The organism is Streptomyces sp. NPDC059009, assembly GCF_042740175.1.
Lineage (GTDB): Bacteria > Actinomycetota > Actinomycetes > Streptomycetales > Streptomycetaceae > Streptomyces.
In genome coordinates, this window is the sequence record NZ_JBHYJB010000026.1 from 21,775 (window position 1) to 48,236 (window position 26,462).

Below are 26,462 nucleotides of genomic sequence, written 5' to 3' on the forward strand. Positions count from 1 at the left end.
TCCTCGTTCACTGCTGGTCACTTCTGCATCCTCGGGTCCTGGGTGGGGTCGGCGTACATGCGCGGGCAGCCGTGGTCGATCGCCTCGGGGCGCAGCTCGTAGTGCCAGGCTTCATTGCGGTAGATCTGGCACAGCCCGTACGCGGCGCCGCGCGCGGACAGCCACGCCGTCGCTTCGGAGCGGCCTAGGTCGACCGCGTCGCCGGACACGTGCGGGGAGGTCGTCGCGGTGGCCACCCATCGGGCGGCCTCGGCCCTGGACCCGTACTTGGAGATCGCCTTGCTCAGGAGCCGGTCCTGGTACTGCGGGGAACGCCATCCGCTGTTGACGTAGAACTCGATCCCGTTGCCCGCGGCGTCCGTCGCCGCCCGGCGGAGGGCCCCCAGCAGATCCGCGTCGAGGTTGGTGACGGCCGGGGTCTCGTCGTCGAAGACCGTCACGCCGTCGGGGACGACACCGTCGGCGAGGGAGGAGCCGGAAGAGCCGGACGAGGACGTCCGCGTCTCGTACGTGAAGGCCGCGGTGAGCGCCGCCACGACGACTATCAGGACGACGACGAGGAGCCAGCGGATCCGGAAGATCGATGTCCGTGCTGACGGTGGGTTTCGAGTCATGCCGCCAGTCAAGGCAGTGCGGTGTTGTCGGCACGTATGCGGTTTTCGATATGTGGACGATATGGACCGGCTCGTAGCATCGGGAGCATGCGTGTGCTGATCGTCGAGGACGAGCCCTATCTGGCCGAGGCCATCCGCGATGGCCTGCGCCTGGAAGCGATCGCGGCCGACATCGCCGGTGACGGCGACACCGCTCTGGAGCTGCTGAGCGTCAACACCTACGACATCGCCGTCCTCGACCGCGACATCCCCGGCCCGTCCGGCGACGAGATCGCCCAGCGCATCGTCGCCTCCGGCAGCGGCATGCCCGTCCTCATGCTCACCGCCGCCGACCGCCTCGACGACAAGGCGTCCGGGTTCGAACTCGGCGCCGACGACTACCTCACCAAGCCGTTCGAGCTCCTGGAGCTGGCACTCAGGCTGCGCGCGCTCGACCGCCGACGTGCCCACAACAGGCCGCCCGTGCGGGAGATCGCGGGGCTGCGCCTGGACCCGTTCCGCCGAGAGGTCTTCCGCGACGGCCGCTATGTCGCGCTCACCAGGAAGCAGTTCGCGGTGCTCGAAGTCCTCGTCGCGGCCGAGGGCGGTGTGGTCAGCGCCGAGGAGCTCCTGGAGCGGGCATGGGACGAGAACGCCGACCCGTTCACCAACGCCGTGCGCATCACCGTCTCCGCCCTGCGCAAGCGTCTCGGCGAGCCCTGGATCATCGCCACCGTGCCGGGCGTCGGCTACCGCATCGAGACGCCGCCGGGGGCCGGACGCGACGGGGGCGCACATGGCTAGGGAGTCCGGGCCGAGCGTCCGTCTCAAGCTGACCCTCAGCTACGCGGGGTTCCTCATGCTGGCCGGCGTCCTGCTGCTCGCCGCCGTGGCGCTGGTCCTCCTCAAGGCCCGGTGGCTGACGACCAACGAGCAGGGCGCGTGGGTCAGGTCCCCGGGCACGGAGTTCCTGCACTCCTTCGCCCCGGTGGCGGCCGGGGCCATGGCGTTCCTGCTGGTGTTCGGTCTGCTCGGGGGATGGATCCTCGCCGGACGCATGCTCGCCCCCATGGCCCCCATCACCCACGCGGCCCGGATGGCCGCGCGCGGATCGCTGTCCCACCGCATCCGGTTGCCGGGCCGCAAGGACGAGTTCCGCGAACTCGCCGACGCCTTCGACGCGATGCTCGAACAACTCGAAGCGCACGTCGCCGAACAGCAGCGGTTCGCGGCCAACGCCTCCCATGAGCTGCGCACCCCCCTGGCGATCTCGAAGACGCTGCTCGACGTGGCCCGCACCGACCCGGGCCGCGACCCCGGTGAGCTCGTCGACCGCCTCAGCGCCGTCAACACCCGGGCGATCGACCTCACCGAGGCGCTGCTCCTGGTCAGCCGCGCCGAGCAGCGCTCCTTCACCCGGGAGCCCGTCGATCTGTCGCTCCTGGCGGAAGAGGCCACCGAGACGCTCCTCCCGCTCGCGGAGAAGCGGGGCGTCACCCTGGAGACCAGCGGCGATGTCACCCCGACGACCGGTTCGCACACGCTGCTGCTGCAGTTGACGATGAACCTCGTGCACAACGCCATCGTCCACAACCTGCCCGCGCGGGGCACCGTCCGGGTCACCACCGGCGTCCGCCCCGCATCGGTGGTGCTCACCGTCGAGAACACCGGCGAGCAGATCAGCCCGCAGCTGGCCGCGACGCTCACCGAACCCTTCCGGCGCGGCACCGACCGCATTCAGAGCGACCACGCGGGCGTCGGCCTCGGCCTGGCCATCGTCAAGACCATCACGCAGGCGCACGACGGCACGCTCACCCTCACCCCGCGCCCCGCAGGCGGGATCCGGATCACCGTGGAGCTGCCCGCGACGTCCCCGCAGGCCGCTCTCCGAGAGGGATGACCGGGAGCATCGTGCGGCCGACGTGGAACTCCCGGCCGGTGCGCAGGTCGTAGACCTGCTTGTACATCGGCGAGGTCACCACGGGGACGCCGTCCTTGTCGCCGACGATGCCGTTCGCCATCACCTTCGCTCCGGAGACCGGGTCGGTGTTGTCCATGGCGTACACCTGGCCGTCCCGCGTCTTGAACATCGCGGTCTCCCGCCCGTCGGGCAGCACCACGGCCCGGCCCCGGCCCGGCTCCAGCACATCCGGAGCGGCGCCGAAGTCGACGGCCCCGAACCTGCTGAGCGCGGCGGGGTCGTCGAGCACGGCCCGCCACTCGTCGCGGTAGGCGGCGACGTGCCGCTCCATCTGTGCCTCGAGGTCGGCGCACAGGCCCAGGGAGTCCTCGACCAGCACCTCGCGCAGGTGCTCGACCCCGCCGTCCAGGCGGTCGATCCAGGTCGCGGTGCGGTGCATCCGGTCGGCGGTGCGGACGTAGTACATGAGGAACCGGTCGAGCAGCCGCACCAGTTCCTGCTGTGTCAGCCCCTTGGCGAGCAGGTCCGCCTGGCGGGGGCGGGAGCCTCCGTTGCCGCCGACGTAGAGGTTCCAGCCGCCGGCGACCGCGATGACGCCGATGTCCTTGCCCCGGGCCTCGGCGCACTCGCGCAGACAGCCGGAGACGCCGCCCTTGATCTTGTGCGGGGCGCGCAGTCCGCGGTAGCGCAGCTCCAGGTCGATGGCGAGCCGCATGGTGTCCCCCTGCCCGAACCGGCAGAACCGCGCGCCCACACAGGACTTCATGGTGCGCAGCGACTTCCCGTACGCGTGCCCCGACTCGAAGCCCGCGTCGACGAGCCGCCGCCAGATGAGCGGCAGCTGTTCGGCGGTGGCGCCGAACAGGTCGATCCGCTGCCCTCCGGTGATCTTGGTGAAGAGCCCGAACTCCTCGGCCACCTCCCCCAGGACGACCAGTTTCGCCGCGCTGATGACTCCCCCAGGGATGCGCGGCACCACCGAATACGTGCCGTCCTTCTGCAAGTTGGCGAGGAACAGGTCGTTGGAGTCCTGCAGAGCGGCCTGTTCGCCCTCCAGGATGTGGGAGAGCCCCAGCTCGGGGGCGAGGGTGGCCAGGATGTTCGCGACCACCGGCTTGCACACCGCGCATCCCTCGCCGCTGCCGTGGCGCGCCACGAGCTCGCTGAACGAGCGGATGCGCTCATCCCGTACGAGGGCGTAGATCTCCGGCCGGGACAGCTCGAAGTGCTCGCACAGCCGCCGCCGGTGGTGTGCGCTGCGGGCGCGCAACTCGCCCTCGAGCAGCGTCTCCAGGGCGGGCAGGCAGCCGCCGCAGCTCGAACCCGCCCGGGTGTGCTGCTTGATCCCGTCGACGTCGGACAGCCCCCGCTCCTGCACGACCCGGGTCACCTGCCCCTTGGTCACGTGGTGGCAGCTGCACACCACCGCGTCGTCCGGCAGCTCCCCGGGCGCCGCGGATCCACCGGCCGCGCCGGGAGCGAGGTAGTCGCCCGGCCGTCCCGGCAACTCCCGCCCGGTGTACGCCTGCAGGGTCCCGTAGGCCGCGGTGTCACCGACGAGGACGCCGCCGAGCAGCACCCCGTCCGGACCGAGCAGCACCTTCTTGTACACCCCGGACCGGACGTCGGAGGACACCATCGCCACCGCGCCCTCCTCCTGCGAGGCGAACGGGTCGCCGAACGACGCCACCTCCACACCGAGCAGCTTGAGCCGCGCCGAGCCATCGGCTCCGCTCCCCGGCTGCGGCTCCGGCGCCCCGGCCAGCACCGCGGCCAGGGTCTCGGCCATCCGGTAGCCCGGCGCCAGCATCCCGCACACCGCCGCGCCCTCGAACCGCGCGCACTCCCCGACCGCGTACACCGCCGGGTCGGAGGTCCGGCACGACGCATCCACGGCGATACCGCCGCCGTCCCGCACCCCCAGCCCCGCCGCCCGCGCCAGCCCGTCGCGCGGCCGGATCCCGGCCGCGAAGACCACGAGGTCGGCGACGATCCGCTGCCCGTCGGCCAGTTCCACCGCGGCCACCCGCCCCGCACCGTCCACCACCACGCGCCGCGCGGCGACCCCGGTGTGCACCGCGACGCCCAGCGCCTCGACCCTCCCCCGCAGCGCGGCCGCACCCCCGTCGTCCACGTGCAGCGGCATCAGCCGCTCCGCCGACTCGACGACACACGGAGCAAGGTCCAACGACCGCAGCGCTCCCACCGCTTCGAGCCCCAGCAGCCCACCCCCGATCACGACACCGGTGGCCCGGCCCTCCGCATAGGCACGCAGCGCGCGGGCGTCGTCCAGGGTCCGATACGTGAAGCAGCCCTCGGCGTCGGCTCCGGGAACCGGAGGCACGAAGGGCACCGAGCCGGTGGCGAGGACCAGGGCGTCGTAGCGCAGGGTGCGCCCACGGGCCGTATGCACGGTGCGCGCCGCGGTGTCGATCCGCTCGGCCGCCTCCCCCAGCAGCAGCCGCACCCCGTGCCGGTCGAGAAAGTCGGGCGGACCCAGGCGCAGCGCGTCCGCACCGGTACCGGAGAAGAGGGACGACAGATGGAGCCGGTCGTACGCGGGGATGTCCTCCTCGGCGAGTACGGTCACCCGCCAGGGGCCGCTCGCCTCGCTCCCCCCACCGACGAGCGCACCGCGTTCGGCGAGCATCTCCAGCAGGTGCTGCCCCACCATGCCGTGGCCGATGAGGATCAGCTCCCGGACCGGACCCTGTGTCACGTGGACCTCGCTTCGTCGCGCCGAAGGGTGGACATGCCTCCCGCGCTCGACGCTAGAACCGCCCTGCCCGCCCTCCGGCCAGCGAAGGTCCTCTCCTCCAGGGACCTAGGTCGGGCGCGGAGGGGGCCGTTCGCTGTCCTCGCGTCGGTCAGCATCTGAACGCCCACAGACGCCCCATCCGCACGCTCCGATCCGCGCCTGCTCACAGCCAGTGACGACCGCATCGAACTGGCCGAATGCTCCCGCGCCTGGAAGACCGTCACCAGGACACCCTGCACACCTGAACACAGTGCCCCTCACGGCACCTGCGCACCATCAGCACGTTTCGACTCGACTGCCCCAGGGGCAACTCGCCTGACCCACAGGCACGTTGACGGTGCTGTGCTCCTCCGTCGGAGAGTGGTCGACCCGGCGCGACGGGAGGCACCGGCGTCCACCGGTGACGAGGAAGCACTGTCCGGCCGGTCGCCGCGGGTCCGCGAAACGTCCGCCCGCGCACTGTCCGAGTGCGGCGGCCGGCGGGTCGCGGTCACAGATCGCGACGCTCGCCTGCCGCCTGGCCGAAACCTGCATCTGAGCAGCCCAGCAATCTTGGGATGCTCTGGTCATGCGCCTCTTCAGGCACTTAGGTATCTGTCAACCGTGCCACCCCGTCCCGACCGTCCCAACCGTCCCAAGGGTCCTTCTGCCTATGCTCGCCCGTGCACACCGTTCGGTGTCGTGCTCCCACCGCCCGGCGAGCCGCAGCGCTCATGGCGGCGGCCCGCAGCTGCCCGTCGGACGCGCCACCAGGTCTCGGCAGCGACGTCCGAACCGGCCGGTCCCCGCGTGAAGGAACTCAGACCGCCCCTACCTGCGTCTCCAGCGGCTCCGGCTGACGGCCCTCTGCGACCCGGCCTGTGCCCGGTCAGCCGAGACACCGACCTCTACACGGCAGTGCAAGACATCCAGGCGGGTTACTGGATGCAGATGCGGCAGGTGCTTGCCCGAACGGGCAACTGGCCCCAGTGGACGTCCCGCACTCAGGTGCTGGGCGTCGTCGCAGCCCAGGCCAACGTGGTGGAGTTATGGCTGAAGGAGGAACCGGAGAGCCTCGCTGCCCGGGTGATGTACGCCAGGGTCGCCACCGAACGGGTGCTGCAGGCCCACCGGAGGAACTGGGCGCGTGACTACCGGCGGGCAGGGGATCTGGAGAGGCTGGTGGCCCGCGCCCGGGAGGCGTGCCACAGGGCAGCCGAGGGGAATCCCGACGACTCGGTGCCCTGGGTCTGCCGCCTGGCCCTGGCCGAAACGGACATGACGGGACGTCACCCGGAGCATCACGTGGCTCCGCCACCCCATGAGTATCTGCTGCCCGGCGGACCATGGGGCCTGCTGGGGGAAGCGCACCGACGGGATCCGTTCAACCGCGAGGCATGGCACCGCATGTCCCAGGCGCTTCAGGCCCGCCCGGGGCCGGCGGGCCGCCAGGCGGTCGCGACGGACTTCGCCCGCTGGACGGTCTCCTTCGCACCGCCCGACTCGCCCCTGCTTCTGCTGCCCCTCTACGCCAGAGTGCAGGAGCACCGGGAGCGACGGGACAACGGTGCCGAGGGCATGCTGAACCTCCTGTGGACCAGGGAGGACACCACTCGGTCCGTCACACAGGCATACGAGGGCTGGTTCCGGAAGTGCGATCCGGCCACCAGTTCCCAGATGGATCTGAACTACCTCGCCTACGCCTTGGTGCGGGGCGGCTTCGCCCACTGGGCCACCGAAGTGTTCGACGCCATCGGCGACTTCGCCACGCCCGCCCCGTGGCAGTACGACGCCCGGCACCCCGAGGACCGGTGGCGGAAGGTATTCGAGGAGGACCGCCACGCCTGCCTGAGATCCCGCCCGCGGTACACGGGAGAACGCCCGTGACCGCCGCCCCGGCCTCGCGGGCGGGCGCCGCCACGTCCCCCCGGCGGTCCGGCAGCCGCCCCGCCTGCACCCCCTTGTCCCAGCCTTCCTGTGCGGAGAACCCATGACCTCGGTAAGAACACCGCGCCAGCAGCAGTCGAACCCGGTCGACGACGACGCGGAGGACGCACGCATCCTCCAGTCGCTGGGCTACACCCAGCAACTGCACCGCCGGATGGGGGCTTTCGGTAACTTCTCGGCCTCCCTGTCGGTCATCTCGATCATGTCGGGGACCTTGCTGCTGTTCGGCTACGGGCTGAACTCGGGAGGCCCCGCGGTGATCACGTGGGGGTGGCTCGCCGTCGGTCCGCTGGTGCTGTGCCTGGCCGCCGCCCTGGCGGAGATCACCTCCCGCTACCCCACCAGCGGCGGCCTGTACTACATGGCCCGCCAGCTCGGCGGCGAGCGGTGGAGCTGGTACACCGGCTGGCTCAACCTCCTGGGCCTGCTCGGTGGGATCGCCGCCCAGGACTACGGCATCGCGACGTTCACCGCCGCCTGGATGAACCTGCAGTTCGGATACACGCCGGCCCCGGGCTCCCTGCTCGCCCTGTACGCGGTCATCCTCGCGCTGCACGCGGTCCTGAACCTCTTCGGCACCCGGCTGATGAACATCCTGACGTCCCTGAGCGCGTGGTGGCACCTGGCAGGGGCCGTCGTCATCATCGGTTCCCTGGCACTCGTGCCCTCCCACCACCAGTCGGCCGGTTTCGTCTTCTCCGAGTTCACCAACAACACCGGCTGGAGCGCGCCGGTGTACGTGATCCTCCTTGGCATGCTGCTGCCGGTCTTCGCCCTGGCCGGCTACGACACCTCGGCCCACCTGAGCGAGGAGACCAACCACGCCTCCGTCGCCGCGGCCCGCGGGATCTTCCGCTCGGTGGCGGTGTCCTGGATCGCCGGCGGCATCCTGCTGACCACGCTGCTGTTCGCCGTCCAGGACTACGCGACGACCCTGTCCGGACCGACCGGTGTACCGGTGGCGCAGATCCTTCTGGACGCGCTGGGCATGGCGGCGGCCAAGGCCCTGCTGCTGGTGATCATCGTGGCCCAGTTCCTGTGCGGCTACACCGTGACCGCCAGCGCCAGCCGGATGATCTACGCCTTCGCCCGGGACGGTGCCCTGCCCGGGTCGGGGCTCTGGAAGAAGATCAGCCGCCGCACCGCCATCCCCGCCAACGCGGTCTGGCTCGCGGTCGCCGTGGCCTTCGTGCTCGCGCTGCCGTCCTTGTACTCCCCGGCGGCGTTCGCGGCGGTGACCGCCATCTCGGTCGTGGGATTCACCTCGGCCTACGCCATCCCGGTGCTGCTGCGCCTGCTCCACCGCGACCGATTCTCCCCGGGGCCCTGGAACCTGGGGCGCTGGAGCCGGCCGATCGGCTGGGTGGCGGTGGTGTGGGCGGCCGCGGTCACGGTGCTGTTCCTGCTGCCGCAGAGCAGCCCGATCACCGCCACCACCTTCAACTACACCCCCGTCGCCGTCGTGGTGGCCTTCCTCATAGCGGCCCTGTGGCGACGCTTCGGACGCGACTCCTACCGCGTGCCCCGCTCGAGTTCTCCGACCGAGGACAGACAGTTCGAGGGCATCATCTGAGGAGGCGACACCGTATGCCGCACGCACAACGACACCAACCGACACCAACGACCCACGGGAGTACGGTGACTGGCCTCACGGAGTCCATCGAATCGGCGCAGCAGCTCGCTGTCGCCTGGCGGGCCCTGGTGCTCGACCGCGACGCGGACGCGGATGTCCGCGACCTTCCCGGCATCGCCGTCCGCTGGGCAGACCGCCCGTTCCCCTTCTACAACTGCCTCACCCTGACCGACTCAGGAGCAGGACCCGGCCTTCTCGCACAACGCCTGGGCCAGGCGGCGGACATCATGCGCGCGAAGAAGCACCCGGGCTTCCTGTGGCTTTTCGAGGACCTCCTCGACGACGAGGCCCGCACCGCGCTGACCACGGCGGCCGAGCAGGCCGGCCTGCAGTACGCCTTTCCCGGCACGGGCATGGCCGGAGACCTGCTGCCGATCCCCGACCCGGTCCACCCCGACCTGACGTTCGTGCGGGTGCGCACCGACGAGCACTTGCGCGCCTACGCGGACCTCCAAGCACGCGCCTACGGGTTCCCCCTGGAGCAATGCCGCGACAGCCTGGTCGGATCCGCGCACTGGAAGAGCACCATGTACGCCTACCTGGGCATGCGAGGCGACGTACCGGTGGCGTGCGCCGCGACGGTCGAAGCGGAGGGACGCCTCTTCGTCGCCTTCGTCGCCACCGACCCCCAATGGCAGCGCAGGGGCTACGGCGAGGCGGTCACGCGCAAGGCGCTGTACGAGGGTGCCCGAGCCACCGGGCTGACCCGCGCCACTTTGCACGCGACCGTCGCCGGGGCCCCCGTGTACCCGCGTATCGGTTTCAAGCCGAACACGCCCATCGGCTTCTACCACCTGATGGAGTGAGCCGACGAGGCCGGCCCGCGGGTGCGAGGCCGGCCTCAGGTCTCCCCCGCCCCCATGGCCCTGGACCGGCTCTCCGCCGCGGTCCGGGGCTCACTGCGTGACAGCGGCGGCGGAGACCAGTGTCGCAGCGGCGAGGCTGCCCCACAGGGCGGTCGGGCCGTGCGGGGCGAGCGCGGTGATGACCGCCGGGGAGACGGCGAGGCCGAGGCCCGTGGAGAGTTCGAAGCGGGCGAGGGTGCGGCCCAGGACACGGGCCGGGGCGAGGTGGGTGACGAGCGCGGTGGCGCTGCCCGCGTAGATGATCTCGCCGATCGTGCAGACCACGGACACCACGGCGACGGCCGGGGCGCCCCAGCCGCCGCCCAGTGAGGTGGCCGCGAGGAAGCCGAGGTAGGACGCGGTGAGCACCACGCCCGCGAGGGCAAGGACCGTCCGGCGGGGGAAGCGGGACAGCGTGACGGTGAGCGGGACCTGCAGGGTGACGACCAGGACCGTGTTGGCCACGAAGACGGCCGCCGACCACATCGGGGAGGCGTGCAGCTGGGTCACCAGGACCAGCGGGAGCGCGATCTCGGGGACGTTGAGGCAGAAGACGTAGACCACGTTGGCGGCGAGCAGGGCGCGCATGCGGGGTGCAGGTCCGTCGCCCGCGTCGTCCTTGTCGTGCTCGCCGTCCGTGCGGGTCGTGGCCGGGTGCGCGTGCAGGTGGACCGACCAGGCCAGGGCCGCCGCGGCGAGGTAGGCGAGTCCGGTGACGGCCGCCAGCGACTGCAGCGCGGTGGTGCCGCCCGCCAGGCAGGCGGTGGCGATGAGCGCGCCCACGCCCAGGGCGGCGTTGCGCAGGGCGCGGCCCGCCGCGAGGGCGGCGTCGCGGTCCCGGCCGTGGGCGATGGTGGCCACGAGAGCGGCGTGGGCGGCGGGCCATGCCTGGTTGCCGATGCCGAGGAAGAGCGCCGCCGTCGCGAACAGCCACACGTCTCCGGCCGGGGTGGCGAGGAGGAGGCCCACGCCCAGGACCCGCACCAGCATCGACGCCGCCACGACCGTGCTGCGTGCGCCCCGGTCCAGCCAGCGGCCCACCGCGGGCATGCACAGCAGGCCCGCGACGACGCCCGCCATCATGGCGATGCCGGTCAGCGGCGCGGACAGCCTCAGCACCAGCACCCCGTACAGCAGCAGGAAGGGCCGCAACAGGCCGGTGCCGAGCGCGTCCACGGCCAGGGCCACGGCGTAGCGGGGGCCTCCGGAAGCCCGTACGAGGGCACGGGGCTTGATCTTGGTGGTGGTTGCCATGGCGACAACGGTGCGGACGGCCACCCGGTCGGCCACGCCGCTTGACGGACATCGTCAAGCGACGCCGTCGCCGCGCTGCCGGTCGGTGATGATGGCCGGATGACGTTGAGGATCGACATCAGCGGACTGCCGTCCGAGGGCGTGCGGTTCGCCGCTTCGCCGCTGGCGGAGCTGACCGCGATGCTGCACGTGCTGGCCGAGCCCGGGCATCATCCGCAGCTCGCCGACTGGGCGGCGGACGTGTGGGCCGGGCTGCGGCCGGAGCTGGCCGAGCGGCTGCGGGAGGCGGAGTTCCTCTGGCGTTCCTCACAGGCCGACTTCCTGATCCCCGCCCGGCCCCGGCCGACCCTCGCCGAGGAGCTGGACGACGTGGACCGCATCGACGACGCGACGTATGTGACCGCCGCGCTCGTCACCACGTGCGGCGGCAACCGCGGCCTGGCCGTCTCTCCGTCGCCGCTCACCGACGCGACCGCGCGCGAACGGGCCCTGGAGCTGGCGCAGGCCCGCGGGGCGCGCCAAGAGGCGTTCGCGGAACGACTGTTGGCGGATCCGGCCGCGGTGCGGGCGCGGGTGCGCGACACCCTCGAGCAGTGCGTCGACGCCTTCTTCGACGCCGCCTGGGCGGACGTCTCCGTGCGGCTCGCCACCGATCTGCGCCTGAAGAACGACCTGTTGAGGCGGCAGGGCGTCGGGGCGGCGCTCGCCTCGGTCTCGGGTGCGGTCACGCTGGCGCCGGAGGGCGACTGCATCATCGTGGACAAGCTGCAGGACAAGGCGACCTCCGCCCAGGGCGGCGGCGTCACCTTCATTCCCAGCGCGTTCGGCCGCCCGCACCTGGTGGCGGTCCACGCACGCGGCTGGCAGCCGGTGGTGCAGTACCCCGTCCCCGAGCCGGCTCCCCCCACGGAACCGGTGTCCCTGGAAACCGTCACCCTGCGCCTCGAAGCACTCGCCCACCCGCTGCGGCTCCGCCTCCTGCGCACCCTGGCCCGCGGCCCGCACACCACCGGCGAACTGGCCCACGCCTGGGAGCTCTCCCTCCCGGAGGTCTCCCGCCACCTCACCGTCCTGCGCCGAGCGGGCCTGCTCACCACCCGCCGCCAGGGCCGCTACGTCCGCAACTCCCTGAACCTGCCCGAACTGACGGCCCTGGGCGACGATCTGCTGAAGGCGGTCCTGCGGTGAGCGGCAGCAGTGAGGGACAGCGGTGAGCGCCTCGATGCGGAGTGGCTGCGCGACTGGTGCGCACCGACCTCGACGGCACTCAGGGACGGCCGTGTCTCAGCTCTCCTCCACCCCGGTCAGCACCCCCGTGATCAGGCGGGTGGCGAAGTCACGGTCGTCGGCGATGCGATTGATGTGCTCCGCCAGCAGGAAGGCGGTCGCCTCCAGGGGGTTCATCTCGGCCCCTGTCCACTCTCCGTACTGCTTGCGCCACAGGCTCGGGCTCAGGCCCGTACCGCCCGCGACGAGCAGGCCGGCCATCGTGGGGATGGCCTCGGGGCGGATGCTCTTGGGCATCATGCGCATCGAGGCCACGAGGCTGGGCACCACGTACTCGATGACGTCCTTGTCGTGGTCCTCGTAGGTCATCCGCAGCCACTGCATGAACATGTAGATCAGCGTGCACACGCCGTCCAGCATGTCCTCGACGCCTTCGGGGCCGAGGGACTCGGTGAACTGGGCGACCAGTTCCTGCTGTTCGGGGTCCGGCTTCGTCCTGCCGTCGTAGATGGCCTTGAGCTGAGAATCGATGACCATGAGCGCCGCGCCCACGTCGCCGGCGGGTGCGTACTCGGGGCCACAGGGCGATGACACAGGATCCTCCTCGTGTGACCGCGCCGGGCAGCGGCCCCATCGCAACGTACCAACTCAGGGCAAGCCACCGGAACTTGGCGAGCGATCGGTTGCCCGCGCCCGCGCCAACGCGCCCCGTGCGCGCTCCGGACGCGCCCGGCGGGAGCCGTCCGCGCCGCGACCGCCCGCCGCGCTAGGGGAAGAAGCGGCCCGCGCTCGGGTGGTCCTGGGCGCCGTCCACACAGATGTTGGCGCCGTTGATCCCGCCCGCCCGCGGCGAGAGGAGGAAGCAGGCGACGTCCGCCACTTCCCGCACCTCGACCAGCCGCCCGCGGGGGAAATCGTCGCGGGCGAACGCCTCGTACTGTTCGGGCCGGTTGTCCCGGAACCAGGACCAGCCGCCGCCCTCGAAGATGACGGAGCCCGGACTGAGCGCGTTCACCCGGATGTTGCGGGGGCCCAGCTCCTGGCCCAGCGTGGCGGCGAGGTGGATCTCCGCCGCCTTCGCCGAGGCGTACGAGGACTTGGGGCCCGGCTTCCACCCGGTGATCGACGCCACGACGATCGCACTGCCCCCGCCGCGCCGCTCGAAGTGGGGCACCGCGGTGCGCAGGGCGTGGGCGGCGTGCAGCACGTTCAACTCGTAGGTCCGCAGCCAGTCTTCGGGCGTCGACTCCAGCAGCCCTCCCCCTTGTGCGCCGCCAGCGTTGGCCACCAGCAGGTCGAGCCCGCCCATCCGCCCGGCCGCCTCGTCGACGGCGCGCGCGAGCGCGTCCGGGTCGGTGACGTCCGCCTGGATGCCGGGCAGTCCGCACCCCTCGAGCCGTTCCCGGTCCCGCCCGCAGACGGTGACCACGGCCCCTTCGTCCTGCAGCGCCCGGCCGATGGCCAGACCGATGCCGCTGCTGCCTCCGGTGATGAAGGCCGTCTTCCCCGCAAGTCCCAGATCCACGGCGGCAGCCTGTCAGTTGACGCCTTCGCGATCAATGCGAGGGTCCCTGCGTCATGGACGGCGCGCCCTGCCCGGTGTCACGAGGCATCGGCTACGGGACTTCTACGCCTACAGGATCACTTCGACGAGCCCGGCGTGCGCCCCTGCCCCTGCCCCTGCCCCTGCCCCTGCCCCTGCCCCTGCCCCGTGAACATGTCGATCAGGCCGTAGGGTGCGTCGTCGCCGAACATGAGGGCGAGTTGGCGGACGGCGTCGTCGGCCTCCTTGGCGCTGCGGGGGAACATGGCCTGCTCGTACGCGGTGAGCGCGGCCTCGGTGTCGTCGGGGTGCGCGGCGAGAGACGTGGCGAGTTCGGCGCCGTCGAACATGGCCAGATTGGCGCCCTCGCCGGACGGGATCATGAGGTGCGCGGCGTCACCGATCAGGGTCACGCCGGGTATCCGCTCCCACCGGTGTCCGGTGGGCAGGGTGTGCAGGGGGCGCAGGACCGGGGCGGTCTCCCCGTCGGTGATCAGGGCGGTGAGCTCCGGGGCCCAGCCGTCGAACTCCCGGGCGATGCGGGCCGCGGCCGCGGCGGCGTCGGTGAAGTCGACGGCGGCGAACCAGTCCAGCGGCCTGGTGAGCGCGACGTAGGTGTGCAGGGTCCCGCCGCTCTCCCGGTGCGCCTGGATGCCCTTGCCCGGGGCGAGCGCGTACATCGCGCCGTCGCCGACGGCCTTCGCGGTGGCCGCGTGCCGGGTGTCGGCGTCGTAGAGGTAGGTCTCGACGAACGACGTACCGGCGTAGACGGGGGTGGCGTCGGACAGCAGGGGGCGGACCCGCGACCAGGCGCCGTCCGCGCCGACCAGCAGGCCGGTGACGACGGTGGTGCCGTCGGCGAAGGCCACCTCGTGGCGGCCGTCGCCGAGGGCCCGGACGCCGCTGACCTTGTGGCCCCAGCGGACGGTGCCGTCCGGGAGCGAGTCGAGCAGCAGCCGGCGCAGCTCGCCGCGGAGCACTTCGGGGCGTCCTCCCGCGCCGTCGTCGGGTTCGTCGAGCAGGACGGTCCCGTCCGCGGCGAGGGCCCGCGATGCCTCCCGTCCCTCCAGGACGAGGCCGCGGAACTCCTCCATCAGGCCGGCCGCCTCGAGGGCGAGCTGGCCGTTGTGGTCGTGGATGTCGAGCATCCCGCCCTGGGCGCGGGCCATCGGGGAGGGCTCCGCCTCGTAGACGGTGGACGGGATGCCGTGGACGTGCAGGACGCGGGCGAGCGTGAGGCCGCCGAGTCCGGCGCCGATGATCGTGACGTGCGTGGTCATGGTGACTCCTCGGGGTGGGGAGGCCGGCCGGTGGGGCCCGGACGACTCTCTGGAACGTCGTTCCATGACTCATGTTGGAACAACATTCCAGACGTGTCAAAATGGCGGCATGACAACGCGGACGCGCCGGACACAGCGGCGCACAGAGGCGCTCTCACGCGAGCGCATCGTCGAGGCGGCCGTCGAGCTGCTCGACACGGCGGGCGAGGGCGGACTGACCTTCCGGGCGCTCACCGAGCGCCTCGCGACCGGGCCCGGGGCGATCTACTGGCACGTCGCGAACAAGGGCGAGCTGCTCGGCGCGGCGACCGACGCCGTCGTCGCCGACGCCGTGTCCGGCGCGCCCTCCGCGTCCCCGGACTCGCCGCAGGAGGGGATCCGCGCCGTCGCGCTCGGCCTGTTCGACGCGATCGAGGAGCACCCGTGGCTCGCCACGCAGCTCGCCGTGCAGTTCGCGCGCAGCCCCGGCGAATCGGTGGCGCCGCGGATCTTCGAAGGCATCGGCCGCCAGGTCCGCGCACTGGGAGTGCCCGAGGCCAGTTGGTTCACGGCGACGTCGGCGCTGGTGCACTACATCCTCGGCGCGACCAGCCAGAACGCCACGAACACGGCGAGCGCACACGACCTCGGGCCGGACGCGGACCGCGCCGGCTTCCTCGACACCGTGGCGACGGCGTGGGAGGCCCTGGACCCCGAGGACTACCCCTTCACCCGGGCCGTCGCCGACCAGATGCACGACCACGACGACCGCGAGCAGTTCCTGACCGGAATCGATCTCGTCCTCACCGGCATCACCGCGCTGCACCCGGGAGAGGGCGGCAAGAAGGAGGGCGGGCTGATGTGAGAGGGCGGGCCGCCCCTGTCGTACGGGCGTGTCCGGCTCTCTCCCCCGCCTCGCTCAGGACGCCTCGGCCGGCTGCCCCTGCGACGCGGGCTGCCGCGCGTCGTCGTACTCGGCGCGGGCGGACTTGAGCAGCTGGCGCCAGGAGGTGACGGTAGGGCGGCGGCGCAGCAGCGCGCGGCGTTCGCGCTCGGTCATGCCGCCCCACACCCCGAACTCGATGCGCTGGTCCAGCGCATGGGCCAGGCACTCGGTCCGCACCACGCACCCCGAACAGACCCGCTTGGCACTGGACTGAGCGGCGCCCTCGACGAACAGTTCGTCCGGATCCGTCGTGCGGCATGCCGCGCGCTCCCACCACGTGTCCCTGCTGCCTGCCACTGCCCACCCCTTTGATCCATCGGCTACTGACCCCAGTTGGCGGGTGACTGTACGGCACCCGCACGCAAGGAGCAGCCCATCACCAGTGGTTGAACAGCGAGTTACCGCCATCTTCAAACACCCGATGCCGGGTGAGCTCAGGCGTCGAGCGCGTGCCCGGTCGTCGCGTCGACGTGGTCGGGGATCTCGTCGTGGCGGTCGCCGACCGTCGGTGTGCCGGTGGGCTCGAAGAGGAGGATCGCGGCGCCCTTGGGCGCGTACGGCTTGTGTTCCGTGCCGCGCGGGACGGTGAAGACCGACCCCTTGGGGAGGTGCACCGTGCGCTCCCCCGCGGTCTCGCGCAGCGAGATGGACAGCTCGCCGTCGAGCACCAGGAAGAACTCGTCGGTGTCGTCGTGGACGTGCCAGAGGTGTTCGCCCTCGACCTTGGCGACGCGTACGTCGTAGTCGTTGACGCGCGTGACGATGCGCGGGCTCCACAGGGCGTCGAAGGAGGCCAGGGCCTTGCCGAGGGCGATGGGTTCATTGGTCATGAGGGGATCCTCGCCGGTTGAGCGGGGTCTGCGCGAGTGCTAGGCATCGCATATGACGCAAGATTCCTCGCACGCTTCGAGTGCCACCCACGGCACGGATGCGGCACCCCTCCACCGGGTGGTCGTGATCGTGGACGAGAACTCGAACCCCTTCGAACTCGGCTGTGCAACCGAGGTGTTCGGCCTGCGCCGCCCCGAACTCGGCCGCGAGCTCTACGACTTCCGCCTCTGCTCGCCGAGGCCGCGCACGCCGATGCGAGACCGCTTCTTCACGCTCAGCGGAGTCGCGGGCCTGGAGGCGGCCGATGCGGCGGACACCGTGATCGTCCCCAACCGGCCCGACGTCGAGGTGCCGCGCCGCACGGCCGTGCTCGACGCCGTGCGGCGCGCGCACGAGCGCGGCGCGCGCCTGGTCGGCTTCTGCAGTGGGGCGTTCACGCTCGCCGAGGCCGGGGTGCTCGACGGGCGCCGGGCCACCGCGCACTGGCAGTGGGCGGGCTCCTTCCGCGAGCGCTTCCCTTCGGTACGGCTCGAAGAGGACGTGCTGTTCGTGGACGACGGCGACATCCTCACCGCCGCGGGCAGCGCCGCCGCCCTCGACCTCGGGCTGCACATCGTCCGCCGCGACCATGGTGCGGAGGTGGCCAATTCCGTCAGCCGGCGTCTGGTCTTCGCGGCCCACCGGGACGGCGGGCAACGGCAGTTCATCGAGCGCCCCCTGCCCGACCTGCCGGACGAGTCGCTGGCGCCGATCCTGGCGTGGGCCCAGGAGCGGCTGGACTCGCCGCTCACCGTGTCCTGCCTGGCGGCCCGCGCCGCCGTCAGCCCGGCGACCCTGCACCGTCGCTTCCGCGCACAGTTGGGCACGACACCGCTGGCGTGGCTCACGGGCGAACGGCTCGCCCTGGCCTGCCGGTTGATCGAGCGGGGCGAGTCCCGCTTCGAGGTGGTCGCACGCCGCAGCGGGCTCGGCACCGCGGCCCATCTGCGCGCCCTGATGCGCCGCGAGACCGGCCTCACCCCTTCGGCATACCGGAATCGGTTCGGCCCGTCGAACACGGCTCGGGCTGCGGACGGCAGCGATGCACTGCTGCCGAACTAGGCCGTCGCACGCCGGACGTGGTAGTTCCAGCGCGCGAGCGACCGGACGACGTTCGCGGCGCCGATGGGGTTGGCGCTGTGGACGTAGACCGTTCCGATGCGGAAGGGGTGACCGCTGAAGGCGGCCTCTTCCAGCAGGGTCACCACGGGCATGATGGTGTCGTCGCCGCCGAGATCGTGGTCGAGCCAGAGCTCGTCGATGAAGACATCGCGGTGCTCGTGCAGGAGCTCGATGCCTTCGCGGCTGGTGCGGGCGATCCGGGTCGCTCCGGGGAGCGGCCGGAGGTCATCGATGCCGAGGATGACGGGCGTCGGCAAGGCGGGGTCCACATACACGTGATCATCATTGCAGGTGGAAGGGAGCGGCTCACGAGGGCGTCATCGCCCGGCTGACGGCGCGCGCAGCCTCCCCGACCGCCGCTGCGAGACGCTCCTGCGGGGCACTGCCCGTGCGGGCCGTCACGGTCACCACCGCCACCGGTCGCGCGGAGGACACCACCACAGGGGCGGCGACGGCGAGTTGGCCGCGGCGGTGCTCCTCGTGCGCGGTGGCGAGGCCGCTGGTGCGGACCCGGCCGAGCTCGGCGTGGAGCAGCCGTGGCACGGTCACCGTGTGCGGGGTGTACCGGGTCGGCGGGGCGGCACCGTCCAGGGCGACGAGGCCGTGGGCCAGCAGGACCTTGCCCGCGGCGGTGGCGTGCGGGGGCAGGCGTTCGCCGCTGACCAGGAGCAGCGCGGCGCCGTCCGACGCCACGGCGATGTCGGCGTGGCCGCCGGTGCGGGCGGACAGGGCGCGCAGGGCCGGGAGAGCCGCGTCGAGCAGCCCGCGCGGGCAGGGCGCGGCGGCGCCGAGCGCCCGGATGCGTGTGCCCAGTCGGTACGAGCCGTCCGAGGCCCGTTCGAGCCCGCCCCATGCGGCCAGTTCGCGCGCCATGCGCAGAGCCGTCGGCAGCGGCAGGCCGGTGCGCCGCGCGATGTCGGTGAGCCGCAGCGTGTCGGGGCCCTCCGCGAACGCGTCGAGCACCGCGAAGATCCGCCCCGCCACGCTCTGGCCCATGCCGTCCACCGCCCTTTGTCCGTACGGGGTTTCACTCAGCGAAAGCGGCCCGTTGCCGCCACGCGACCCCGCGCTTCAAGGTCAACACATGACACTCGATCTCTCTTCCGACGAGCTTCTCTCCACCACCCGCGCGGTCCGGCACCGCCTCGACTTCGACCGTCCCGTCGCCCGTGAACTCCTGGAGGAATGCGTGGACTTGGCGGTCCAGGCACCGACCGGGCGCAACCGGCAGCGCTGGCACTTCGTGATCGTCACCGACCCCGGGCAGCGGGCCGCCCTCGCCGACGCTTGGCGTGCAGGGGTGCAGAGCCCCGGCGTCTCACCGCAGTTGCGCGCGCGGGACGTGCGCCGCATGGACGTCGCGCCCGGCGTCATGAACCGGGTCTTCTCCGGCTCCTCCTACCTCTTCCGGCGACTGCACGAGGCACCCGCCCTCGTGGTCCCCTGCGTCGAGGGCCGCACCGAGGACGCCGAGGTCGTGCACCAGGCCGGGACCTGGGGTTCGATCCTGCCCGCCGTCTGGAGCTTCGCGCTCGCGGCCCGCGCCCGCGGTCTCGGCACCTGCTGGACGACGGGCAACCTCGCCAACGAGAAGGAGGTGGCCCGCCTCCTGGGCATCCCGTACGGCGACGTGATGCAGGCGGCGCTGCTCCCCGTAGCGCACACCCTCGGCACGGACTTCAGGCCGGCGCGGCGGGTGCCGCGCGCGGAGGTGCTCCACTGGGACCGTTGGTGACGCCTCCGGCCACCTGTCGGCGAGCGGGGCAGCCACCACCATGTGGCAACCAGGGAGGGCACCATGGCGCCATGGAATCGATCCTCGCCCGACTCCCCGCCGCCTTCTGGACCACTCCCTACGTCGGCTCACGCTTCCCGGGAGCGGCAGCCGTGCGGGAGCTGCCCGGACTCGGCGCGGGGGCGAATTGCCAGCTGTTCGCCTACGAGGTGCTCCGCCACTTCGGCCTGTCCCCCGCGCCGCTGCGCTCCAGCGAGTTGTGGGACGACACGCACTCCACCGTCCACGTGGCGGAACCAGAAACCCTCGACCTCCTGCTCTTCAACGGCTCCGCCGCCGCCTACGGCGCGCACGTCGGCGTGTGGGCCGGTGACGACGCGGTCCTGCACCTCTGTGCGGAGGTCGGGCGTCCGGCCGTATGGACTCTGGAGGACTTCGCGGCGCGCGAGCGGTACCGGGTGCTGTTGGGAGTCAAGCGGGTGCGTGGGTGCGCTGCTCGCGGTTGCGCCTGAGTGCGCGTACTCACTTCGATTGCGTCACTTGCCCCTGACGCGGACGGCTCGTGGTCTCGACGATGGGGTCTTCGTCATGTGTGGAGGGAACCCATGGGCTGTGACCTGCAGCTGCGCACCGCTGCTCCGGAGGATCTCGAGTGGATCCACGAACTGCGTCATCGTGTGTATGCGGAGGAGTTGGGCCAGCACGCGCCGGATCCGGCCGGGCTGCTGCGCGACGGGCTGGACGGGGAGAACGTCTATCTCGTCGCGGCGCGCGGAGCGACCCGCATCGGGTTCGTGAGTGTGACCCCGCCATGGCTCGGGCGGTACTCGCTGGACAAGTATCTGAGCCGGGACGAGCTGCCGTCGCTCGACGAGGACGACCCGTTCGAGGTGCGCATCCTGACCGTGGAGCCGCGCTGGCGGTCCACCGTCGCGGCGCCGCTGCTGATGTACGCGGCGTTGCGCTGGATCGCCTCCCGGGGTGGCCGCCGGGTGGTGGCGATGGGGCGCACCGAGCTGCTCGACATGTATCTGGCGGCCGGTCTGCGCCCGGTGGGCCGCACGGTCCGCTCCGGTGCGGTGTCGTTCGAGGTGCTGACCGGGGGCGTCGTCGAGCTGACGCGGGGCACGCTGGAGCGGCACGGCGCCACGCTGCGGCGCCTGGCGGACTCCGTGGACTGGCGCCTTGACATGCCGTTCGCGCCGGGGCCCGACGGCTGCGAGCACGGCGGGGCGTCGTTCACCGCCATCGGTACGGACTTCCGCAGCCTCCATCGGCGTCAACAGGTCGTCGCGGCCGATGTGTTGGACGCCTGGTTCCCGCCCGCTCCCGGCGTGCGGGCGGCGCTCGCGCAGGATCCGGAGTGGGCCGCGCGCACCTCGCCTCCGACCGGCGCCGAGGGACTGCTGGCGGAGATCGCCGCGGCGCGGGCGCTGCCGGTGGCGGCGCTCGCGGTGGGGACCGGTTCCTCCGACCTGATCTTCCGGGCGTTCGGGCAGTGGCTGACCCCGGACAGCCGGGTGCTGCTCATGGACCCGGGCTACGGCGAGTACGCCCACGTCACGGAGCGGGTGATCGGCTGCCGGGTGGACCGGTTCCGGCTGCGGCGCGAGGACGGCTGGCGGATCGATCCCGTCCGGCTGTCCGCCGTCGTCCGCTCCGGCCGCTACGACCTCGTGGTGGTGGTCAACCCGAACAATCCGACGGGACGTCACGCACCGGCCGCACAGCTGCGCGAGGTCATCGCGGCGGCGCCGAGCGGCACCCGCTGGTGGATCGACGAGGCATACCTGGGCTACGTCGACGCCGGCCTGGAGGAGTCGCTCGCGGGCCTCGCCGCGACCGACCCGCGGGTGGTGGTCTGCAGTTCGCTGTCGAAGATGTACGCGCTGTCGGGCATGCGGGCCGCGTACCTGGTGGCCGAGCCGGGCACCGCGGCGCGGCTGCGCCGCTGGACCCCGCCCTGGCCGGTCAGCCTCCCGGCACAGCTGGCCGCGGTGGCGGCGCTGCGCGACCCGGCGTACTACCGCGACTGCTGGGCGCGCACCCATGAGCTGCGCCGCCAACTGGCCGCAGCCCTGAGGGAGTTGGACGCGTCTGTGGTCGTCGAGGAGGGCGTGGCGAACTTCGTCAGCGTGACCCTGCCGCCCGACGAAGGGCCGAGCGCCGCGCGCCTGGTCGCCGCGTGCCGCCGCCACGACGTGTACCTGCGCGACCTCTCCCCCTTGTCGCCACGGTACGAAGGGCGCACCGTGCGCATCGCGGTCCGGGACACCGCCGAGAACGCGCGCATCGTGGCCGCGTGCCGGGCCGCCCTGGACGAGCTGCGGCCGGGCACGAAACCCCTCGAATCCCTCGCTCCTGTGCCCTCTCCGTCTCGCCTCGCCGAGTCCGTTCAGTGACGACCGTGGCCTCTCTGGCGCCTTATCTGGGCGGGGCGTTGGTGCTGGGCGGGGTCGGGGTGGCGGCGTCCCGACGCCGTGAGCTGATGATCCGGTGGTGCTGCTGGGCGGTCGGGGTGCCCCTGGTGACCGCCGCGTTCTGGTGGGGGCAGCCAGGGATCGCGGCGGTCGCCGCCGTGGCCGGGGTCGTGGCGGTGCTGGAGTTCGGCGGGCTGCTGCGCCTTCCCCGTGCGGACCAGGTGGTGCTGGCCGCGGCGGTGGCGGGTGTCGTGGTGGCTGCCTGGCTGGCGCCGGGGCAGGTGCTGCGCGTGGTCGCGATCGGGGCGCTCGCGGTGGCCGCGGTGCCGCTGGTGTCGGGCGACGCCGACGACGGTCTGCGCCGGTTGAGCTCCGGCCTCCTCGGGCTTGCCTGGCTCGGCGTCCTGGCCGCGCTGGTGCCGCTCGGGGCCGACGGGCTCGCGCTGTTCGTGGCGGTCTCGATCGCCGACATCGTGGCGTACTTCGCGGGTCGGCGCCTCGGCGGGCCGCGCCTGTCCCCGCTGTCGCCGGCCAAGCGGTGGAGCGGGACGCTGGCCGGGGCCGCGGCCGGTCTCGGCGTGCTGGCCGTACTCTCCGCACTGAGCTGGCCGATGGCGGTCGCGGTGGCCGTCGGCGGCCCGGTCGGCGACCTGCTCGAATCGATGGTCAAGCGGGGTGCGCGAACGAAGGACGCGGGCAGCTGGCTGCCCGGCTCCGGCGGGCTCCTGGACCGGATCGACTCGCTGCTCGTCGCGCTGGCCGTACTGCTCGTGCTCCGGTGAACGTGGTCGGGCGCCCGGCCGCCGACGCGGGCAGGCCAACTCCCCCATGAGCCGCTACGGACGCAGCACGCAGCACGTACCCCGAGAACCGCATGGGGAACGCCCTGCACAGGGCGCTCGGTCCGCTCAGCGCGACCTCGCCCGCGCGCACGATGTCCGACCAGGAGCGCTCGCCCAGCCAGTACTCGGTCAGCGCCCGCAGATCGGCGGCCACGCGCAGGGCCGTCCCGAAGCCGCCGTCGTCCGCGCACAGGTCCACGCCCGCGCGCGCGACGTGCAGGAAGTACGGTCCGGTGTCCGCGCCGCGGAACCTCAGCTCGACCACGACGCGGCCGACCGGGAGCGTTCGGGCACGACGCGGCGAGGGCAGACCCCGCAGGTGCCCATGGGGACGGTCCAAGGCGGCTCTCTGACAACCCTGCTCGACTCGGCGCTCGCTGCGGGGCATGGGAACGGCGATCCACGTGGGCCGCACGATCGGCACCGCCGAGGCGCAGGCCGTCGGGGTGGACGACGGGAAGCTGTATGCCCGTGCGACGACGACCTGCGCCGTCTTCGCGCGTCAGGACTTCACGAGCACGGCGCGCGTGTAGAGCAGGCCGAACCCCCGGCGCTGGGCGTTCTGTTGGGACGTGGACGCGGGCTGGGTGGTGATGACCGCGAGATCGCAGCCCTGCGCGGCGGCCTCCGCGAGGCGGACCGCCAGCAGCGCGCTCTGCACACCGCGTCGGCGGTACGCGGGCAGGGTGGCGGCACCCGTGAGCTGGGCGATGCCCTCGCCGATGCGCATGCTGGCGCCTCCTGCCACCGCCCCGTCGACCCGGGCGACGTAGCGGCGCATCCCGGAGGCGGCCGTCATGTCGCGCACGGCGCGCTCCAGGATGTCCCGGGGGAACTCCTCGTGCGACGGGACGCCCTGGGTGTCGGGGGCCGCGAAGCCGCCCACCACCGCGTCCAGCCACTCCGCGAGGCCGTCCTCGCCGCTATGCCGTACCTCGACGCCGGGGGTCCGAGGTGGCGCGCATTCCCCGGGCGACGCGGAGCGACCTTCTGCGCCGCCTCCCGGCCTCAAGGCGCGGCCCAGGACGTTCTCGAAGCCGACCAGACGGTAGCCGCGGGCGGTGAGCACCTCGCCGAGCGCGGGGTCGGCGAGGTGCGCCAGCTCGACCTGGACCGGCACGCCCCGGGCCGCGAACTGCCGCTCGACCGCGCCGAGTTCGTCGGCACCCGGCACTCCGGCGAAGCCGAGCCCGGCCACCTTGTTCAGGGGCGAGCCCTCCTCCGTACAGCAGGCGACGCCGCCCGCGAGCGGGGTGACGAATCCGTTGTCCCCTGCCGTGTCGGCTCCCTTGTCCGCGCCGATGCGGGCGAGGGCTGCCCGGCTGCCGGTCGCGATCAGCTCCGCCTCGGCGCGCTCGATGCGCTCGCCGAGCGCGAGGTCACAGAACAGCGGGCCTGCGTCGTATGCCATGATCCGACCCTAACCGGCCCCGGATCGGGACGGCGCGTCCACCGTGGAGCCGAGGAGGGGCGCGGGGAGGGGCACGGTCAGGCATGGACATCCGGCAGCTGTCGTACTTCCTGGCGGTCGTCGACCGCGGCGGGTTCAACCGGGCCGCCTCGGCGCTGTATGTGTCGCAGCCCTCGCTGTCGCAGGCCGTCCGGTCGCTCGAGCGTGACCTGGGGACGGATCTCTTCCATCGGATCGGGCGCCGGGCCGTGCTCACGGAGGCGGGCCGGGCGCTCATCGAACCGGCCCGCGAGGCCGTACGGAGCCTGGAGACCGCCCGGGCGAGTGTGGCGTCCGTGCACGAACTGCGCGAGGGACGGCTCGACATCGCGGCGATGCCGTCCCAGGCGGTCGAGCCGCTCACCACGCTGATCCGGTCCTTCGCCGAGCGGTATCCGGGCGTGACCGTGGCGGTCAAGGCGGCCTTCACCGCCCGCGACGTCGTCGACGCGGTGCGGACGGGGGCCGGGGAGCTGGGCCTGCTGGCGTCCGCCGGTGCCGGGCCGGACCAGGAGGTCCGGGCGCATGTGCTGGGCGAGCAGCGGTTCGTGCTGGTGGTCCCGCCCGAGGGGCCCTTCGCCGGGCGACGGGCTGTGCGGTGCGAGGAGTTGGCGGGTCAGCGGCTGATCGTCGGGCAGCCGGGGACGGGGATGCGGGCGTACGTGGATTCCCTGCGGGACCAGGGCGTCGACTTCAGTGTCGCGGCCGAGACCGAGCACCGCGTGGCGCTGCTGCCGCTGGTCCTTGCCGGGGTCGGGCTCGCGGTCGTGACCGAGTCGTGGCGGGAGATCGCCCGGCGGACGGGGGCCGTCGTCCTCGACATCGAACCCGCGACCGCGCTGTGCGTGTCGCTGGTCAGCCGTCGTGGGGTGCTGTCTCCGGCGGCCGCAGCGTTCTGGGAGACCGCGCGGTCGGTCCCGGCCGACGGCTGACCCGTGAACACTGTGGGCCCCTATAGGTGGGGCCTATAGGTGGGGCCTATAAGGCAGATCCGCATTCCGTCTTGGACGCGTCCGTCGGCGCCTTGCTGGAATCGACGGCATGACCGACCACCGCATCGCTCTCATCCCCGGCGACGGCATCGGCGCCGAAGTGCTGCCTCCCGCGCAGCAGGTGCTCGACGTCCTCGGCCGCCGCCACGGCTTCGGCCTGACCTACACCGCGTACGACGACTGGTCGTGCGAGCGGTATCTGCGCGAGGGCGCCATGATGCCCGCGGACGGGCTCGACCAACTCCGCGACAAGGACGCCATCCTGCTGGGCGCGGTGGGCAGTCCGCGGATGCCCGACCACGTCTCGCTGTGGGGGCTGCTCATCCCGATCCGGCGGAGCTTTCGGCAGTACGTGAACCTCCGGCCCATACGGGTCTTCGAAGGCATCGACAGTCCGGTGCGGGGCGCACGGCCCGGTGAGGTCGACTTCGTCGTCGTACGGGAGAACGTCGAGGGCGAGTACAGCCAGGTCGGCGGGCGCCACAACACCGGGTTCCCCGACGAAATGGCCGTCCAGGAAGCCGTGTTCACCCGGGCCGGTGTCACGCGCGTGCTGGACCACGCCTTCGCGCTCGCCGCGCAGCGCAAGGGCCGCCTGACGTCGGCGACGAAGTCGAACGGCATCGTGCACACCATGCCGTTCTGGGACGAGCTCGTGGCCGAGCGGTCCGCTTCCTTCCCGCAGGTCGGCTGGGACCAGGAGCACATCGACGCGCTGGCGGCGAAGTTCGTCCTCGAACCGGACCGGTTCGACGTCGTGGTCGCCTCGAACCTCTTCGGCGACATCCTCAGCGACCTCGCCGCCGCGGTGGCCGGTTCGATCGGCATCGCCCCGGCGGCCAATCTCAACCCGGATCGGGAGTTCCCCTCGATGTTCGAGCCCGTGCACGGGTCGGCTCCCGACATCGCCGGGCGGGGCATCGCCAATCCGCTGGGCGCGATCTGGTCGGCGGCGATGATGCTCGACCATCTCGGGCACGCGGACGCGGCCAAGGACGTCACCGACGCGATCGCCGCGGTCCTGGCGAAGACCGATGTGCGCACCCGTGACCTGGGCGGCACCGCCACGACGTCGGAGTTCACCGAGACGTTCCTCGAGCTCCTCTGACCTGTCGGCCCCACGAGG

Annotated in this window: 26 protein-coding genes; 15 read left to right on the forward strand and 11 right to left on the reverse strand. The window is 72.3% G+C overall.

Annotation, left to right across the window (positions count from 1 at the left end):
- Nucleotides 1-17: 17 nt before the first annotated feature.
- A complete protein-coding gene (locus tag ACFWYM_RS24815) occupies nt 18-614 on the reverse strand; it encodes a M15 family metallopeptidase (RefSeq protein ID WP_384841206.1) in 597 nt (198 codons plus the stop codon).
- Between the two features lie 87 nt (nt 615-701).
- Between ACFWYM_RS24815 and ACFWYM_RS24820 the strand changes: the two genes are divergently transcribed.
- Both ACFWYM_RS24820 and ACFWYM_RS24825 read left to right on the forward strand, forming a co-directional pair.
- On the forward strand, nt 702-1,397 hold the full coding sequence (locus ACFWYM_RS24820; RefSeq protein ID WP_384841209.1) for a response regulator transcription factor: 696 nt from the start codon (nt 702-704) through the stop codon (nt 1,395-1,397).
- The gene (locus ACFWYM_RS24825; protein WP_384841212.1) at nt 1,390-2,493 is read left to right on the forward strand and encodes a sensor histidine kinase; all 1,104 of its coding nucleotides are present in this window, start codon (nt 1,390-1,392) and stop codon (nt 2,491-2,493) included. Before ACFWYM_RS24820 ends, ACFWYM_RS24825 begins: the two co-directional genes overlap by 8 nt.
- Here ACFWYM_RS24825 and nirB read toward each other — a convergent pair.
- Nucleotides 2,441-5,233 carry a nitrite reductase large subunit NirB gene (gene nirB / locus ACFWYM_RS24830; protein ID WP_384841214.1) on the reverse strand — a complete coding sequence of 931 codons (2,793 nt, stop codon included), beginning with the start codon at nt 5,231-5,233 and terminating at the stop codon, nt 2,441-2,443. The two genes, ACFWYM_RS24825 and nirB, sit on opposite strands and share 53 nt — an antisense overlap.
- Nucleotides 5,234-6,202: 969 nt before the next feature.
- Here nirB and ACFWYM_RS24835 point away from each other — a divergent pair.
- The 3 genes from ACFWYM_RS24835 to ACFWYM_RS24845 all read left to right on the forward strand — a co-directional run bounded on the left by ACFWYM_RS24835 (nt 6,203) and on the right by ACFWYM_RS24845 (nt 9,637).
- Nucleotides 6,203-7,138 carry a hypothetical protein gene (locus ACFWYM_RS24835; protein WP_384841499.1) on the forward strand — a complete coding sequence of 312 codons (936 nt, stop codon included), beginning with the start codon at nt 6,203-6,205 and terminating at the stop codon, nt 7,136-7,138.
- A gap of 103 nt (nt 7,139-7,241) precedes the next feature.
- Nucleotides 7,242-8,771 carry an amino acid permease gene (locus ACFWYM_RS24840; protein WP_384841217.1) on the forward strand — a complete coding sequence of 510 codons (1,530 nt, stop codon included), beginning with the start codon at nt 7,242-7,244 and terminating at the stop codon, nt 8,769-8,771.
- Between the two features lie 65 nt (nt 8,772-8,836).
- Complete coding sequence (locus ACFWYM_RS24845) at nt 8,837-9,637, forward strand: GNAT family N-acetyltransferase (protein WP_384841220.1); 801 nt, start codon at nt 8,837-8,839, stop codon at nt 9,635-9,637.
- Between the two features lie 90 nt (nt 9,638-9,727).
- Here the strand turns inward: ACFWYM_RS24845 and ACFWYM_RS24850 are convergent, their stop codons facing one another.
- On the reverse strand, nt 9,728-10,930 hold the full coding sequence (locus tag ACFWYM_RS24850) for an MFS transporter (RefSeq protein ID WP_384841223.1): 1,203 nt from the start codon (nt 10,928-10,930) through the stop codon (nt 9,728-9,730).
- 99 nt (nt 10,931-11,029) lie between these two features.
- Between ACFWYM_RS24850 and ACFWYM_RS24855 the strand changes: the two genes are divergently transcribed.
- Complete coding sequence (locus ACFWYM_RS24855) at nt 11,030-12,118, forward strand: DUF5937 family protein (RefSeq protein ID WP_384841226.1); 1,089 nt, start codon at nt 11,030-11,032, stop codon at nt 12,116-12,118.
- Nucleotides 12,119-12,214: 96 nt separating this feature from the next.
- On the opposite strand, the gene ACFWYM_RS24860 is transcribed toward ACFWYM_RS24855, so the two are convergent.
- The 3 genes from ACFWYM_RS24860 to ACFWYM_RS24870 all read right to left on the reverse strand — a co-directional run bounded on the left by ACFWYM_RS24860 (nt 12,215) and on the right by ACFWYM_RS24870 (nt 14,980).
- Nucleotides 12,215-12,751 carry a hypothetical protein gene (locus tag ACFWYM_RS24860; protein ID WP_384841229.1) on the reverse strand — a complete coding sequence of 179 codons (537 nt, stop codon included), beginning with the start codon at nt 12,749-12,751 and terminating at the stop codon, nt 12,215-12,217.
- 172 nt (nt 12,752-12,923) lie between these two features.
- A complete protein-coding gene (locus ACFWYM_RS24865) occupies nt 12,924-13,682 on the reverse strand; it encodes an SDR family NAD(P)-dependent oxidoreductase (protein WP_384841232.1) in 759 nt (252 codons plus the stop codon).
- A 116-nt stretch (nt 13,683-13,798) separates the two neighbouring features.
- Nucleotides 13,799-14,980 (reverse strand): FAD-dependent oxidoreductase, encoded by a 1,182-nt coding sequence (locus tag ACFWYM_RS24870; protein WP_384841235.1) that lies wholly within the window; start codon nt 14,978-14,980, stop codon nt 13,799-13,801.
- Between the two features lie 109 nt (nt 14,981-15,089).
- Here ACFWYM_RS24870 and ACFWYM_RS24875 point away from each other — a divergent pair, with 109 nt between their 5' ends.
- Nucleotides 15,090-15,824 carry a TetR/AcrR family transcriptional regulator gene (locus ACFWYM_RS24875; RefSeq protein WP_384841238.1) on the forward strand — a complete coding sequence of 245 codons (735 nt, stop codon included), beginning with the start codon at nt 15,090-15,092 and terminating at the stop codon, nt 15,822-15,824.
- A gap of 54 nt (nt 15,825-15,878) precedes the next feature.
- On the opposite strand, the gene ACFWYM_RS24880 is transcribed toward ACFWYM_RS24875, so the two are convergent.
- A complete protein-coding gene (locus ACFWYM_RS24880) occupies nt 15,879-16,202 on the reverse strand; it encodes a WhiB family transcriptional regulator (protein WP_384841241.1) in 324 nt (107 codons plus the stop codon).
- Nucleotides 16,203-16,339: 137 nt separating this feature from the next.
- Nucleotides 16,340-16,735, reverse strand: coding sequence for a cupin domain-containing protein (locus tag ACFWYM_RS24885; RefSeq protein WP_384841243.1), 396 nt, complete (start codon nt 16,733-16,735; stop codon nt 16,340-16,342).
- Between the two features lie 52 nt (nt 16,736-16,787).
- Between ACFWYM_RS24885 and ACFWYM_RS24890 the strand changes: the two genes are divergently transcribed.
- On the forward strand, nt 16,788-17,837 hold the full coding sequence (locus ACFWYM_RS24890; RefSeq protein ID WP_384841246.1) for a GlxA family transcriptional regulator: 1,050 nt from the start codon (nt 16,788-16,790) through the stop codon (nt 17,835-17,837).
- On the opposite strand, the gene ACFWYM_RS24895 is transcribed toward ACFWYM_RS24890, so the two are convergent.
- The gene (locus ACFWYM_RS24895; protein WP_384841249.1) at nt 17,834-18,154 is read right to left on the reverse strand and encodes a cyclic-phosphate processing receiver domain-containing protein; all 321 of its coding nucleotides are present in this window, start codon (nt 18,152-18,154) and stop codon (nt 17,834-17,836) included. The genes ACFWYM_RS24890 and ACFWYM_RS24895 overlap by 4 nt on opposite strands.
- A 49-nt stretch (nt 18,155-18,203) precedes the next feature.
- Nucleotides 18,204-18,893, reverse strand: coding sequence for an IclR family transcriptional regulator (locus ACFWYM_RS24900; RefSeq protein WP_384841252.1), 690 nt, complete (start codon nt 18,891-18,893; stop codon nt 18,204-18,206).
- Nucleotides 18,894-18,981: 88 nt separating this feature from the next.
- Between ACFWYM_RS24900 and ACFWYM_RS24905 the strand changes: the two genes are divergently transcribed.
- The 5 genes from ACFWYM_RS24905 (at nt 18,982) to ACFWYM_RS24925 (ending at nt 23,427) form a co-directional block, all read left to right on the forward strand.
- Nucleotides 18,982-19,632, forward strand: coding sequence for a nitroreductase family protein (locus ACFWYM_RS24905; protein WP_384841255.1), 651 nt, complete (start codon nt 18,982-18,984; stop codon nt 19,630-19,632).
- 71 nt (nt 19,633-19,703) lie between these two features.
- Nucleotides 19,704-20,144: a hydrolase gene (locus ACFWYM_RS24910; RefSeq protein ID WP_384841256.1), complete on the forward strand. Its 441-nt coding sequence runs from the start codon at nt 19,704-19,706 to the stop codon at nt 20,142-20,144.
- 93 nt (nt 20,145-20,237) lie between these two features.
- Nucleotides 20,238-22,034, forward strand: a complete 1,797-nt coding sequence (locus ACFWYM_RS24915) for an aminotransferase class I/II-fold pyridoxal phosphate-dependent enzyme (protein ID WP_384841259.1) — start codon at nt 20,238-20,240, stop codon at nt 22,032-22,034.
- Nucleotides 22,031-22,834 (forward strand): phosphatidate cytidylyltransferase, encoded by an 804-nt coding sequence (locus ACFWYM_RS24920; RefSeq protein ID WP_384841262.1) that lies wholly within the window; start codon nt 22,031-22,033, stop codon nt 22,832-22,834. The genes ACFWYM_RS24915 and ACFWYM_RS24920 overlap by 4 nt, the downstream gene beginning before the upstream one ends.
- A 446-nt stretch (nt 22,835-23,280) precedes the next feature.
- Nucleotides 23,281-23,427 carry a hypothetical protein gene (locus tag ACFWYM_RS24925; RefSeq protein WP_384841265.1) on the forward strand — a complete coding sequence of 49 codons (147 nt, stop codon included), beginning with the start codon at nt 23,281-23,283 and terminating at the stop codon, nt 23,425-23,427.
- On the opposite strand, the gene ACFWYM_RS24930 is transcribed toward ACFWYM_RS24925, so the two are convergent.
- Nucleotides 23,397-24,305 (reverse strand): GNAT family N-acetyltransferase, encoded by a 909-nt coding sequence (locus tag ACFWYM_RS24930; RefSeq protein ID WP_384841268.1) that lies wholly within the window; start codon nt 24,303-24,305, stop codon nt 23,397-23,399. The genes ACFWYM_RS24925 and ACFWYM_RS24930 overlap by 31 nt on opposite strands.
- An 83-nt stretch (nt 24,306-24,388) precedes the next feature.
- On the opposite strand from ACFWYM_RS24930, the gene ACFWYM_RS24935 reads away from it, so the two are divergent.
- Entirely contained in the window at nt 24,389-25,276 is an 888-nt protein-coding gene (locus ACFWYM_RS24935; protein ID WP_384841271.1) for a LysR family transcriptional regulator, read from the forward strand.
- Between the two features lie 109 nt (nt 25,277-25,385).
- Nucleotides 25,386-26,444 (forward strand): tartrate dehydrogenase, encoded by a 1,059-nt coding sequence (locus ACFWYM_RS24940; protein WP_384841274.1) that lies wholly within the window; start codon nt 25,386-25,388, stop codon nt 26,442-26,444.
- Nucleotides 26,445-26,462 lie beyond the last annotated feature (18 nt).